General features: G+C 70.3%; 13 protein-coding genes and 1 pseudogene. 5 read left to right on the forward strand and 9 right to left on the reverse strand.

Annotated elements, in window-relative coordinates; genetic code table 11:
- Nucleotides 1-74 precede the first annotated feature (74 nt).
- Nucleotides 75-1,013 (forward strand): RNA polymerase sigma factor SigJ, encoded by a 939-nt coding sequence (gene sigJ / locus ACFU6I_RS01120; protein WP_384360054.1) that lies wholly within the window; start codon nt 75-77, stop codon nt 1,011-1,013.
- Between the two features lie 151 nt (nt 1,014-1,164).
- On the opposite strand, the gene ACFU6I_RS01125 is transcribed toward sigJ, so the two are convergent.
- The 5 genes from ACFU6I_RS01125 to ACFU6I_RS01145 form a co-directional block, all read right to left on the reverse strand.
- A complete protein-coding gene (locus ACFU6I_RS01125) occupies nt 1,165-2,028 on the reverse strand; it encodes an ABC transporter permease (RefSeq protein ID WP_384360056.1) in 864 nt (287 codons plus the stop codon).
- Entirely contained in the window at nt 1,988-2,836 is an 849-nt protein-coding gene (locus tag ACFU6I_RS01130; RefSeq protein WP_384360058.1) for an ABC transporter ATP-binding protein, read from the reverse strand. The genes ACFU6I_RS01125 and ACFU6I_RS01130 overlap by 41 nt, the downstream gene beginning before the upstream one ends.
- Nucleotides 2,833-3,288, reverse strand: a complete 456-nt coding sequence (locus tag ACFU6I_RS01135) for a MarR family transcriptional regulator (protein ID WP_345512215.1) — start codon at nt 3,286-3,288, stop codon at nt 2,833-2,835. The genes ACFU6I_RS01130 and ACFU6I_RS01135 overlap by 4 nt, the downstream gene beginning before the upstream one ends.
- Nucleotides 3,289-3,393: 105 nt before the next feature.
- Nucleotides 3,394-3,942: an isochorismatase family protein gene (locus tag ACFU6I_RS01140; RefSeq protein WP_384360060.1), complete on the reverse strand. Its 549-nt coding sequence runs from the start codon at nt 3,940-3,942 to the stop codon at nt 3,394-3,396.
- A gap of 26 nt (nt 3,943-3,968) precedes the next feature.
- A complete protein-coding gene (locus ACFU6I_RS01145; RefSeq protein ID WP_384360062.1) occupies nt 3,969-4,463 on the reverse strand; it encodes a cupin domain-containing protein in 495 nt (164 codons plus the stop codon).
- Nucleotides 4,464-4,526: 63 nt separating this feature from the next.
- Here ACFU6I_RS01145 and pip point away from each other — a divergent pair, with 63 nt between their 5' ends.
- Both pip and ACFU6I_RS01155 read left to right on the forward strand, forming a co-directional pair.
- A complete protein-coding gene (gene pip / locus ACFU6I_RS01150) occupies nt 4,527-5,504 on the forward strand; it encodes a prolyl aminopeptidase (protein WP_384360064.1) in 978 nt (325 codons plus the stop codon).
- A gap of 172 nt (nt 5,505-5,676) precedes the next feature.
- A complete protein-coding gene (locus ACFU6I_RS01155; RefSeq protein ID WP_384360066.1) occupies nt 5,677-7,959 on the forward strand; it encodes an N-acetylmuramoyl-L-alanine amidase in 2,283 nt (760 codons plus the stop codon).
- Between the two features lie 99 nt (nt 7,960-8,058).
- On the opposite strand, the gene ACFU6I_RS01160 is transcribed toward ACFU6I_RS01155, so the two are convergent.
- Nucleotides 8,059-9,054: an aldo/keto reductase gene (locus tag ACFU6I_RS01160; protein ID WP_384049501.1), complete on the reverse strand. Its 996-nt coding sequence runs from the start codon at nt 9,052-9,054 to the stop codon at nt 8,059-8,061.
- A 175-nt stretch (nt 9,055-9,229) separates the two neighbouring features.
- Between ACFU6I_RS01160 and ACFU6I_RS01165 the strand changes: the two are divergent.
- Nucleotides 9,230-9,322: pseudogene (locus ACFU6I_RS01165) on the forward strand (alpha/beta hydrolase); the annotation flags it as partial.
- 133 nt (nt 9,323-9,455) lie between these two features.
- Here ACFU6I_RS01165 and thpR read toward each other — a convergent pair.
- Complete coding sequence (thpR, locus tag ACFU6I_RS01170) at nt 9,456-10,019, reverse strand: RNA 2',3'-cyclic phosphodiesterase (RefSeq protein ID WP_384360221.1); 564 nt, start codon at nt 10,017-10,019, stop codon at nt 9,456-9,458.
- 58 nt (nt 10,020-10,077) lie between these two features.
- On the opposite strand from thpR, the gene ACFU6I_RS01175 reads away from it, so the two are divergent.
- Nucleotides 10,078-10,284, forward strand: coding sequence for a hypothetical protein (locus ACFU6I_RS01175; RefSeq protein ID WP_384360068.1), 207 nt, complete (start codon nt 10,078-10,080; stop codon nt 10,282-10,284).
- A 76-nt stretch (nt 10,285-10,360) separates the two neighbouring features.
- On the opposite strand, the gene ACFU6I_RS01180 is transcribed toward ACFU6I_RS01175, so the two are convergent.
- Nucleotides 10,361-11,695: an MFS transporter gene (locus ACFU6I_RS01180; RefSeq protein WP_384360070.1), complete on the reverse strand. Its 1,335-nt coding sequence runs from the start codon at nt 11,693-11,695 to the stop codon at nt 10,361-10,363.
- 82 nt (nt 11,696-11,777) lie between these two features.
- Nucleotides 11,778-12,218: a MarR family transcriptional regulator gene (locus ACFU6I_RS01185; RefSeq protein WP_345512227.1), complete on the reverse strand. Its 441-nt coding sequence runs from the start codon at nt 12,216-12,218 to the stop codon at nt 11,778-11,780.
- Nucleotides 12,219-12,248 lie beyond the last annotated feature (30 nt).

The following is a 12,248-nucleotide window of genomic DNA, read 5'->3' on the forward strand; positions in this document are numbered from 1 at the left end:
GGCCTCACATTCCGGTGTGCTGTCCTGTCGTAACGGGTTGAGGCACAGAGGCGACCGGGGGAGACGGCCGGACCATGACAACCAGAGACGAGCCCGGCGACGATCAGAGCGATCCGGGCCTCGGCGCGATCATGAGCGAGCGGCGCCGGCTGATCAACCTCGGCTATCGACTCCTCGGGTCCCTCGTCGACGCCGAGGACGTCGTGCAGGAGACCTACGCCCGCTGGTACGCCATGTCCGCACGGGAGCAGCAGGCCATCGAGTCGCCCGGCGCCTGGTTGATGACGGTCGCCGGCCGCATCTGCCTGAACCTGCTCGGCTCGGCGCGGGCCAGGCGGGAGACGTACGTGGGTGAGTGGATCCCGGAACCGCTGCCCGAGCCCACGGAGTGGATCACCGGCCCCTCCGGCGTCGACGGGATCGACCCGGCCGATCGAGTCACCCTCGACGAGTCGGTGACGATGGCCTTCCTGGTCGTCCTGGATTCGATGACCCCGGCCGAGCGCGTCGCGTTCGTCCTGCACGACGTCTTCCGCTACCCCTTCGGCGAGGTCGCCGAGATCGTCGGCCGCACTCCGGCGGCGTGCCGCCAACTGGCCTCGTCCGCCCGCCGTCGTATCCGCACTGCGCAGACCCCGGCGGGCACGAGTGCCGGGCAGGCCGGCATCGTCAGGCAGTTCAGAACGGCGTGGGAGGCCAAGGACATCGACGCCCTGATCACCCTGCTCGACCCCGACGCCACCGCGACCGCCGACGGCGGAGGGCTGGCCGTCACCCACCTGCACCCGATCGTGGGCGGTGAGCAGATCGCACGTGGCTACGCCGAGATCGCCCGTGTGTCGGGCGACCGCACGACGTTCCTGGAGTGCACGGTCAACGGCCTGCCCGGCTTGGTGGCGCAGCAGGACGGCAACATCGCGACCGTGTTCGCGTTCGAGATCGTGGGAGACCGGATCAGACACATCTGGGCGGTGCGAAACCCCGAGAAGCTCCGTCCCTGGCGGAGCGGCTGAGGCATCCGGCACACAGCAGCACTCGGATCGCGACCCGCACCGACCCGCACCGGGCCCACATCTCGAACACGCCCTGGTGCCGGGCCGCAGCACTGGCGTCAGCCGCGCGCCGCTCGGCGGCCGGGCCGTCGAGAACCGTCGTACGACGCGGTCAGCGGGCGAGCCGGCCGAGGAGCGAACCGGCGGCGACGATGCCGACGACCGCGGCGAGGACGAGTACCGCGAAGTCGAGGCCGAGGTGGGCCGGCGTACCGATGAGCAGTCCACGCAGGGCGTCGACCTGGTAACTCAGCGGGTTCGCCCTGCTGATCGCCTGGAGCCAGCCGGGCATCAGCGCGACCGGGTACAGCGCGTTGGAGGCGAAGAACAGCGGCATGGTGATGGCCTGGCCGATGCCCATCAGCCGGTCGCGGGTGAGGACGATCCCGGCGATCGACATCGACAGGCAGGAGAAGAACGCGGAGGCGAGGACGACCACGACGACCACGCCCAGCAGTCGCAGCGGGTTCCAGGTCATGCCGACGCCGAGCGCCACGGCGACCACGATGACGACCGCCGCCTGGATCACGGCTTTCACCCCGGCGGCGAAGGCCTTGCCCGCCACCAGGGCGGTCCTGGGCGTCGGCGTGACCATGAGTTTGGTGAGGACGCCGGAGTCCCGCTCCCAGATGATCATGATGCCGTAGAAGATCGCGATGAACATGGCGGACTGGGCGATGATCCCGGGCGCCAGGAAGTCGAGATACGGGACGCCGCCGGTGGGGATGGCATGGATACGGGAGAACGTCTGGCCGAAGATCAGCAGCCAGAGCGCGGGCTGGACGGCGCGGGTGTAGATCTCGGCGCGGTCGTGGCGCAGCTTCTGCAGTTCGACGGCGCACATCGCCACGACCCGCGCGGGGACGACGCGCCAGCCCGTGCGGGCGGGTGGCGGTTCCAGGAGGAGGGCGAAGCGGCGGTCGGGCGAGCCGGGTTCAGCCGCGGCGGGACGCGGTGCGACGGGTACGGAGGACATCGTTGAAGGCTCCCTTCTCCCCGGGAGCACCGGGGTCGTCCAGGCCGCTTCCGGAGTGGTACCGGAAAACGTCCTCCAAGGTCGGTGGCGGCAGAGCCGCATCGCCGGACTCCTCGCGGTGCGCGACCAGTTCGTTCTTGAGCTCGGCGGGCGTGCCGAGCGCGCGCAGTCTGCCCAGATGCATCAGGGCGAGCCGGTCGCAGCGCTGGTCGGCCTCCTCCATGGAGTGGGTGGTGACCAGCACGGTCATCCCGGTGCCGACACGGATCTCGGTGATGCGGTCCCAGACGCTGTCGCGCGCGATCGGGTCCAGGCCGATGGTCGGCTCGTCCAGGATCATCAGGCGGGGTGCGCTGACCAGCGCCTGCGCGAGTTCGAGGCGGCGCACCATGCCACCGGAGTACGTGGCGGCGAGCCGGTGCGCCTCGGGCCCGAGCCCGACCGCGTCCAGCGCCTGCCCGACGCGGGCGGCACGGTGGCGGCGGGGGACGTCGAAGACACGGGCGAAAAGGGCGACGTTCTCCCGGCCGGTGAGGGCGGCGTCGGCCGAAAGCTGCTGCGGTACGTAACCGAGCAGGCGCCGTACGGCCATCTTCTGCCGGGCCGCGTCGTGGCCGAACACATGGATGACGCCGGGAGGTACGGGCAGCAGTGTGGCGATCGCACGCAGGGTGGTGGTCTTGCCCGCGCCGTTGGGCCCGAGGAGTCCGAAGACCTCACCGGGGTGGACGAGCAGGTCCAGGCCGTCGACGGCTTTCGAGGTGCCGAAGGAATAGGTCAGACCGGTGCAGCTGAGAGCGGGAGTCATGGGGTCTCCTCTCCTTCGCGCAGCGACTCGGCGAGTCTGCGCAGTGACGGGAGCGCGGCGGTCAGCGCGGCCCGGTCGGCGGCGTCGAGTCTCGCCACGTGTTCGCGGAAGAGCGCGTCGCGCCGGGCCCGCCAGTCGCGCAGCCGGTCGACTCCCGCCGCGGTCGGGTGGAGGAGCGCGGCACGCCCGTCGCCCGGGTCCGGCTCCCGACGCAACAGGCCTTCCCCGACGAGGTGGTTGACCAGGGTGGAGACGGAGTTGGGCGCGAGGCAGAGCTCTCGCGCGGCCGCCGAGACCCGGATTCCGGGCCGGGCGGCAACCAGCCGCAGCAGTTCCGCGTGCGCTCCGCGCAGCCGGGGCGTGGGCAGACCGCTCCACAGTCTCCGCCGGGCGAGCCGCTGGATGCGGGGCAGAAGTCCGGCGAGTTCATCGGGGAGATCACTCGCCACCACATACCCATTTTACCTCTGTTTGCGAGGTATTACGTGGCAGGAATTCCGCGAAGGGAGCCACCCGGAGCGGCGCGTCGACGAGCCGGGGCGCGGCCGCGCCACCCGCTACGGAAGGACCGCGAAGTCCACTTCGGACGCGGGCAGCACGCGGATGCTCCGCCCGGGGAAGTCGATGTGCCGGTAGATCTCGTTGTGGTGCGCGATCGACCGGTCCGGCGCGGCGTACTCGCCGGCGTCGGGCCGGACGGACGTGGTGTGCCCGTCGGCCACCAGCACCAGGTTGTACCGGTGGCTCAGCGCCTGCCGCGCCGTGGTGTCCACGCAGATCTCGGTCGCGAACCCGGTGACGACCACCTCGGTGACTCCCAGCGCCGTGAGGGTCTCGTCGAGACCGGTGTCCAGGAAACTGTCCGCGCTGGTCTTGTGGACGACCTCCTCGTCGGCGGCGGGCGCGAGTTCGGGCACGATCCGCCAGCCTTCGGTGCCGGCCTCCAGCCCTTCGCCCCGGTGCTGAATCGTCACGATCGGTACGCCCGCAGCCCTGGCACGTTCGCGGAGCCCGGCGATCGTGGCGACGGTCTCGAAGGCCCGGTGCGCGATGGCCACCAGGGTGTTCTGCATGTCGATGACGAGGAGCGCGGGGGCGTGCGGCATGGGTCCACGCTAGTACCCCCGTGGGCTCAGCGCTCCGGGAACCGCTCCCCGCACTGGCTGCAGAACACCGGTGCCGGGTCCGGTGAGAGCCGGCCGCACTCGGGGCAGACCCGGTCCAGCATGCAGGGCGCCTCGCCGCCTTCGTACGCCGTCGAGGGCGCGACCGAGGGCTTGATGGTCAGGCCGGGGCGGCGGCGGTGAACGGTCAGATAGGCCAGACCGTCCGCTCCCGCGGCGAGGGCGCGTCGGGAGGTGCGGGGCAGCCAGACGACAGTGCTCGGCGCCAGGCTCAGCACGTCGCCCCCGGTTGTGACCCGGCCGCTGCCCGCGATGACGACGAGAAGGACGTCCAGGACGTCCTCCTGATGCTCGCCGACCTCGGCGCCCGGCGGCAGACGCACCAGATTGGCGTCCAACTCACGACCATTTTCGGCCAGTTGCCAGAGGGCACCACGCTCTTCCGGGCCCGCTTCGGTGAGTAGTCCGTCGAGTACGGTCAGGATCCGGGCGATGGAATTCACGGCAGCCAGGCTACGCCCCACCCTGGTGTGCACTCTTCCGCCCGGACCCAGGAGGATGCCGCCATGGACCATGAACCCGGCGAGAAGTACCCGCCGATCGAGCCGTACGACCACGGGATGCTCGACGTCGGCGAAGGCAACCTCGTGTACTGGGAGGTCTGCGGCAATCCGGACGGCAAGCCCGCGCTCGTCGTCCACGGAGGTCCCGGGTCGGGGTGCGGGGCGTGGGCCCGGCAGTATTTCGACCCGGACCGGTACCGCGTCGTCCTCTTCGACCAGCGGGGCTGCGGCCGGTCGACCCCGCACGCGAGCGACCCCGCCGCCGACATGCGGTACAACACGACCGACCGTCTGATCGCCGACATGGAGCGCCTGCGCGTGCGCCTCGGGATCGACACATGGCTGCTGTACGGCGGGTCCTGGGGGTCGACGCTGATCCTGGCGTACGCCGAGGAACATCCGGACCGGGTCTCCGAGATCGTGATCCCGGCCGTCACCACGACCCGGCGCAGCGAGATCGACTGGCTGTACCGGGGCGCCGGGCAGATCTTCCCGGAGGCGTGGGACCTGTTCCGGGCCGGGGTGCCGGAGGCCGAGGGCAGGCCGACCCCGGACGTCCTCGCCGCCTACGCCCGGCGGATGGAGAGCCCGGACCCGGAGGTACGGGCGAGGGCGACGGCGGACTGGTGTGCGTGGGAGGACGCGGTGCTCTCCCACGAGACGTACGCGGGACCGCCCCCGTACAGCGGCAGGCCGGGCAGGGCGCAGCAGGCCCTGGTGCGGATCTGCTCGCACTACTTCTCCAACGGAGCCTGGCTGGAGGAGGGGCAGCTGATCCGGAACGCCGGGCGGCTGGCCGGGATCCCGGGGGTACTGGTGCACGGCCGGTTCGACCTGGGCGGGCCCCTCATCACCGCCTGGGAGCTGTCCAAGGCATGGCCGGACGCGGAGTTGACCGTGATCGACGGGGCAGGGCATCTGGGCGGTGCGGCGACCGGCCGGGCCGTGCTGGAGGCGTTGGACCGGTTCGCGTCGCGCTGAATCCTCTCCGCCGGATCGTCGCCGCCGACCGCGCCCGACCCGCCGAACAGGGTAAAGACCAAGCCAGGTGCCGGGGGTGGCTGGACGGGTCGGCGGACAGTCATGGAAAGCTGTGCGAACGCCGTGATGCCACGGCTCCTTGCCACCCCCCGTGACACCCCGAGGGATATACGTGAGATCGCACCGAAGAATATGGACCACAGCTGCCGTGACGACGGCAGCCGTGGCGGGTTTCGTGGTGTTTCAGAACGTGACCGACGACTCGGCGAATGACAGTGACAGCAAGGCCGGTCCGGTCAGGACCGATGTACGGAAGACGGAACTGAAGGTGGCCGCGGACGGCAGCTCCGCGTCGCTCGGCCGGCGGGACACCGCACCTTTCAGCATGCTGGGGGTCACCTGGACCGACCCGGCGGCGAAGGTGACGGGAGCGGTCGAGGTACGGACCAGGTCGGCCTCGAACGGCACCTGGTCGTCCTGGCTGCCGCTGGAGACCGACAACGACGGCCGCACGGAGGCGGGCCGCTCCGGCGTCCGCGGGGCCACCGAACCGCGGTGGGTCGGCCCGTCCAACGGCGTCGAGGTACGCGTCACCGCGGGCGCCAAGGTCTCCTCGAAGCTGCCCGCCGGGCTACGGCTGGACACCATCGACCCCGGCAAGGGCTCGTCGCTGCACGCCGACCCGGCCGCCTTCGTCGCCGAGACCGACGCCCCCACCGACGACCCGTCGTCGTCCGAAACCCCCGCGGCCGATCCGACGGCCACCGAGGAACCGACCCCCTCGGCCACGGAGTCCGACACCGCCCCGGCATCCGAGCCGCCGTCCGTGACACCTTCCGAGACGGCCACGAACAGCCCCTCCCCCACGGCGAGCGACACTTCCTCACCGACCGCGAGCACCTCGCCGTCCGCGTCGCTGCCGCCCGCTCCGCCGTCCACCGTGCCCAAGCCGCCCATCACCTCGCGTGCGGGCTGGGGAGCCGACGAGTCGATCAGCCCGGAGGCGCCGGAGTACAACGAGACGGTCAAGGCCGTCTTCGTCCACCACACCGCAGGGACCAACAACTACTCCTGCGCCGACTCCGCCTCCGTCGTCCGCGGCATCTACGCGTACCACGTGAAGAGCGAGGGCTGGAAGGACATCGGCTACAACTTCCTGGTCGACAAGTGCGGGACGATCTTCGAGGGCCGCAAGGGCGGCCTTGACCGGCCGGTCCTCGGCGCGCACACCTACGGCTTCAACCGTGAGTCGACCGGTATCTCCGTCCTCGGCACCTACACGGACACGGCCGCCCCGAGTGCGGTGACCACCTCGGTGGCCCGGATCGCCGCGTGGAAGCTCGGCCAGTACAAGGGCGACCCGGCGGGCAGCACCATGCTCACCGCGGGCGCCACCGGGTCCAACGGCTTCGGGAAGGCCTTCACCGCCGGTACGCAGTACTCGTTCAAGCAGATCTCCGGCCACCGCGACGGCTTCAACACCGAGTGCCCCGGCACCAAGCTGTACGGGCAGCTGCCCACGATCCGCAGCCTCGCCGCGGGCCCCGTCACCGGACTGGCCATCAAGTCGGTGACCGGCGCCACCCTGTCCGGTACGTCGTACTACACCAAGTCCGCGATCACGGTCGGCTGGTCGGCGAGCACGCCGAACGCCTTCATCTCCAAGTACGAGCTGCTGGTCGACGGCAAGAGCGTCGCCACAGCCGCGGGCACCGCCACGTCGGCGAAGGCCACCCTCGGCGTCGGCACGCACTCGGTCCAGGTCCGCGCCACCCACCAGTCCGGGAAGACGACCCTGTCCGCTGCGGCGACCGTGGTCGCCGACCAGACGGCGCCGAGCTTCACCACCAAGCCGAACCTCGCGCTGCGCACCGGCACGGTGAACACCACCGCCGTCCCGCTCACCCTGAAGTGGAAGGCGACCGACACCGCGTCGCTCAAGGAGGTCCGGCTGACCGCTCCGGTCGCCAAGACCTACGGTCCGACCACCACGAGCGCCTCGCACACCGCGAAGTCCGGCGTGGCGACCACCTGGTCCATGAGCGCGTACGACCTCGCGGGCAACACCGCGGCGGCCTCCGTCTCCGGCACCCCGGTCATCCTCCAGGAGACCTCGGCCACGAAGACCGGGACCTGGACGACCAAGTCCTCGTCCTCGTACCTGGGCGGCAAGTCGTACTCCAGCTCCTCCAAGGCTGCGAGCCTGAGCTGGACGTTCACCGGCCGTTCGGCCTCCTGGGTGGTCTCGCGCGCCGCCACGTCCGGCCAGGCGTACGTGTACGTCGACGGTACGAAGGTGGCCACGGTCGACCTGAAGTCGTCCACCACCAAGTACCGCGACGCCCTGTGGACGAAGAGCTGGTCCACCAGTGCCAAGCACACCGTCAAGATCGTCGTCGTCGCCACCTCGGGCCGTCCGACGATCACGACGGACGGCCTCGTCTACCTCAAGTAGCCGTCGCGGTCCGCTGACTGACGTACCCGCATGACCTGAGCCCGGCTCCGCGCACCTGTGTCGCAGAGCCGGGCTCAGGCGTTCGGTCGGTCCCGTCGCCTACCAGGCGAAGGCCTCCGGCGACGGACCCGGGCCCGGGAAGATCTCGTCCAGGGACGCGAGCACCTCGTCCGACAGCTCGAGGTCCACCGCGCGCACCGCCGAATCCAGCTGCTCCCGCGTGCGCGGGCCGGAGATCGGTCCCGTCACGCCTGGGCGGGTCAGCAGCCAGGCCAGCCCCACCTCGCCGGGCTCCAGACCGTGCTTGTCGAGCAGGTCCTCGTACGCCTGGATCTGCGCCCGCACCGTGGTGTTGGCGAGCGCGTCCGCGGACCGGCCGGACGCCGAACGGGCCGCGCCGCCCTCGCGCTCCTTGCGGATCACACCGCCGAGCAGTCCGCCGTGCAGCGGGGACCACGGGATGACACCCAGTCCGTACTCCTGCGCGGCCGGGATGACCTCCATCTCGGCGCGGCGCTCGGCGAGGTTGTAGAGGCACTGCTCGCTGACCAGCCCGTACGAACCGAGGCGCCTGGCCGTCTCGTTGGTCTGGGCGATCTTCCAGCCGGCGAAGTTGGACGAACCGGCGTAAAGGATCTTGCCCTGCTGGATCAGTACGTCGATGGCCTGCCAGATCTCCTCGACCGGGGTGGAGCGGTCGATGTGGTGGAACTGGTACAGGTCGATGTGGTCGGTCTGCAGCCGCTTGAGGCTGGCGTCGACGGCCCGCCGGATGTTGAGGGCGGAGAGCTTGTGGTGGTTGGGCCAGGCGTCGCCTTCCGCGGCCATGTTCCCGTACACCTTGGTGGCGAGAACGACCTTGTCGCGACGTTCGCCGCCCTGGGCGAACCAGGTGCCGAGGATCTCCTCGGTACGGCCCTTGTTCTCGCCCCAGCCGTAGACATTGGCGGTGTCGAAGAAGTTGACGCCCGCGTCCAGAGCGGCGTCCATGATCGCGTGACTGTCGGCCTCATTGGTCTGCGGACCGAAGTTCATGGTGCCGAGGACAAGTCGGCTGACTTCGAGTCCGGTGCGTCCGAGCTGCGTGTACTTCATGGGCACCCAGCCAACGCCTTCGAGTCCGCTCGAGGCAAGTGGCCGGCGGACGGTCTCAACGGGTTTCGAGGTCCTCCGGCGTCGTTGCCGGCCGGCTCGGTTCCGCCTCGCTCGTCGCGCGCGCGATCACGAGAACACCTCGGCGGAACGGGTCGTCGCCATCCGGCGCGCTCCAGGGGTGCGGGTCGTGCCGGTCCCGGAGTGCGGGCACAACATCATGCTGGACGACCCCGAGGCGTTCGCGGGGGAGACCGCCCGGGGGCTCGCCTGGGGGGCCGGTGTCGGCCGCTCAGCCGCCGAGCGCGGCTGCCACGGCGACGACGGCGAACATCAGCACGAGCACGGCCGCCATGATGCGGTTTCTGGTCTTCGGGTCCACCCGTCGAGCGTAACCGCACCGCTCAGTGTTCCAGCGACCAGGATGCGACCACCTCGTACCGCGGCTGCTCCCCCGGCACCCCGGAAACCGGCAGATTGCTGCGCACGAGAGCCATCTCGCCGACCTCCCACGGTGTGCCCTCGAAGGTGTCCAGGGCCTCCACATAGGGGTGCAGGTCCGCCTCGGCGCGACTGCGGGCGAGGGTGAGGTGCGGGGTGTAACGACGGTGCTCGTCCATCGGCACGCCTGCGCGGCGGGCGGCGGCGTCGGCACGCTCGGCGAGGAGCCTCAGAGTGTCGAGGCCGCCCGCGGCCCCGGCCCACAGCACATGACCGTCGAACCGGCCGCCACGGTGGATGCGCAGCGGGAACCGCTCGGTGCGGCCGGCGGCGCGCCCCAGCCGCTCGTGCAGATCGGGCAGCAGCGCGTCGTCGACCACACCGAGGAACGCGAGCGTGAAGTGCCATGCGTCGGTTCCGGTCCAGCGCAGGCCACCGGCGCCCGGAAGGGTGTGCAGCGGGGCGACGGCACGGCGGAGCTCCGCGATGGCGGAGTCGGGCGGCAGGACGGCGACGAAGAGTCTCATGCGGCTCATGAACCGAGTGTCGCACCGTACCGGAGTGTCCCGGTCACCGTGCGTATCGTTGTACTACGCGGCTTCCCGCGCCCGTGCGGCCGACGTACCCGTGTACGTCATCGCCGCCCCGTACACCCGAACGTGGCACCTCCACACGCTCCCGAAGGACGACGAGTACCGCGGTGTGCTGAGCCTCGGCTTCGGCACCCCGATCGACCTCACCGACACCCCCGTCGGCCTCACCCTCCGAACCGACGATTTCCCACGCGACTGACGTACTCCGCACATGCAGCGGCCCCGACCGGCAGGTTCACCGGTCGGGGCCGTATCACGTCCGTGACGGACCGGCCTCAGGCCGCCGTCGCCAGCTGTTCGCGCGGGACGAACCGCACATGCGGGTGGCCCGGTCGCAGATCGACCTTGAGGCGCAGGCCGCCGACGCGGGCCAGCATGAAGCCGACGCCGAGCGCGGCCAGCAGCGAGAACGCACCGCCGACCGCCATGGCGGTCCGGACGCCGTACGCGTCGCTGATCCAGCCCACGATCGGGGCGCCCACCGGCGTACCCCCGACGAAGACCATCATGTACAGACTCATCACCCGGCCGCGCATGGCCGGGTCGGCCGCCATCTGGACGCTCGTGTTCGCGCTGATGTTGGTCGTCAGGCCGATCATGCCGATCGGGACCAGCAGGATCGCGAAGAGCCAGACGGACGGCGACAGGGACGCGACGATCTCCAGGAGACCGAATGCGGTGCCCGCCGCCACCAGCATCCGAAGCCGCGAGGAACGACGGCGGGCGGCGAGCAGGGCGCCGGCCAGGGAGCCGGCCGCCATGAGGATGTTGAAGAACGAGTACATCCCGGCGCCGCCGTGGAAGATCTCGTCCGCGAAGGCGGTGAGCCAGATCGGGAAGTTGAAGCCGAACGTGCCGACGAAGCCGACGAGGACGATCGGCCAGATCAGCTCGGGGCGGCCGGAGACATAGCGCAGCCCCTCGCGCAGCTGCCCCTTGGCGCGCGGCACGACGACCGCCTTGTGCAGTTCGCCCGTACGCATCATCAGCAGACCGACGAGCGGGGCGAGGAACGACAGGCCGTTGAACATGAATGCCCAGCCGCTGCCGACCGTGGTGATCAGGACACCCGCGACGGCGGGGCCGATGAGCCGGGCGGACTGGAAGTTGGCCGAGTTCAGGCTGACCGCGTTCCGCAGCTGGGCCGGGCCGACCATCTCGGAGACGAACGACTGGCGGGCCGGGTTGTCGACGACCGTGACCATACCGAGGAGGAAGGCGATCAGGTAGACGTGCCAGACCTGGACCACTCCGGAGAGCGTGAGGACGGCGAGGGCGATGCCGCAGAGGCCGAGCGCGGCCTGGCTGACGAGGAGGAGCTTGCGCTTCGGGAGCCGGTCGGCGATGACGCCGCCGTAGAGGCCGAAGAGCAGCATGGGAAGAAACTGGAGGGCCGTGGTGATGCCGACGGCGGCGGCGGACCCGGTGAGGCTCAGGACGAGCCAGTCCTGCGTGATGCGGGACATCCAGGTACCGGTGTTGGAGATCACGGCGCCCGTGGCGAACAGACGGTAGTTACGGATCTTCAGCGACGAGAAGGTCCCGCCGGGCTTGCTCTCGTGGGTGGACGTCGGTGCGGGGGCGGAGTCTGCTCCGGATCCCGTACTCAAAAGGGTTCGCCTCCTCGGCGTGGACGTTTCGCTGACTGACGAGGCAGTGAAAGCGGAACCGGACCGTGGTCCGGAACCGCTTCTACAGGTGGGCGAGCTTCTCCAGAACGGGCGCGGCCTTGCGCAGCGTCTCCCACTCCTCCTCGTCCAGGCCCTCGGCAAGGTTGGCCAGCCAGGCGTTCCGCTTCGAGCGGCTCTCCTCGAGCATGGCTTCGGCCTGCTCGGTCTGGCTGACCATCTTCTGGCGACGGTCATCGGGGTGCGGTTCCAGTCTGACCAGCCCCTTGGCTTCCAGCAGCGCGACGATGCGGGTCATCGACGGAGGCTGCACATGCTCCTTGCGGGCCAGCTCACCGGGGGTGGCGGAACCGCAGCGGGCGAGCGTGCCGAGCACCGACATCTCGGTGGGGCTCAGCGACTCGTCGACGCGCTGGTGCTTGAGGCGTCGGCCCAGCAGCATCACAGCGGAACGAAGGGAGCTCACGGCGGCCGCACTGTCGCCGTCGTGGATCAGGTCAGGCATGTTCCTTAGAATAACTCATTACTCTTCCTA

The organism is Streptomyces sp. NPDC057486 (assembly GCF_042802415.1).
GTDB lineage: Bacteria > Actinomycetota > Actinomycetes > Streptomycetales > Streptomycetaceae > Streptomyces > Streptomyces yanii.

Bases quoted from the DNA above. Each gene is read 5' to 3' on its own strand.
- sigJ (WP_384360054.1), top strand. From the start codon at position 75: ATGACAACCAGAGACGAGCCCGGCGACGATCAGAGCGATCCGGGCCTC.
- ACFU6I_RS01125 (WP_384360056.1), bottom strand. From the start codon at position 2,028: ATGTCCTCCGTACCCGTCGCACCGCGTCCCGCCGCGGCTGAACCCGGC.
- ACFU6I_RS01130 (WP_384360058.1), bottom strand. From the start codon at position 2,836: ATGACTCCCGCTCTCAGCTGCACCGGTCTGACCTATTCCTTCGGCACC.
- ACFU6I_RS01140 (WP_384360060.1), bottom strand. From the start codon at position 3,942: ATGCCGCACGCCCCCGCGCTCCTCGTCATCGACATGCAGAACACCCTG.
- pip (WP_384360064.1), top strand. From the start codon at position 4,527: ATGGACCATGAACCCGGCGAGAAGTACCCGCCGATCGAGCCGTACGAC.
- ACFU6I_RS01160 (WP_384049501.1), bottom strand. From the start codon at position 9,054: ATGAAGTACACGCAGCTCGGACGCACCGGACTCGAAGTCAGCCGACTT.
- thpR (WP_384360221.1), bottom strand. From the start codon at position 10,019: ATGAGACTCTTCGTCGCCGTCCTGCCGCCCGACTCCGCCATCGCGGAG.
- ACFU6I_RS01185 (WP_345512227.1), bottom strand. From the start codon at position 12,218: ATGCCTGACCTGATCCACGACGGCGACAGTGCGGCCGCCGTGAGCTCC.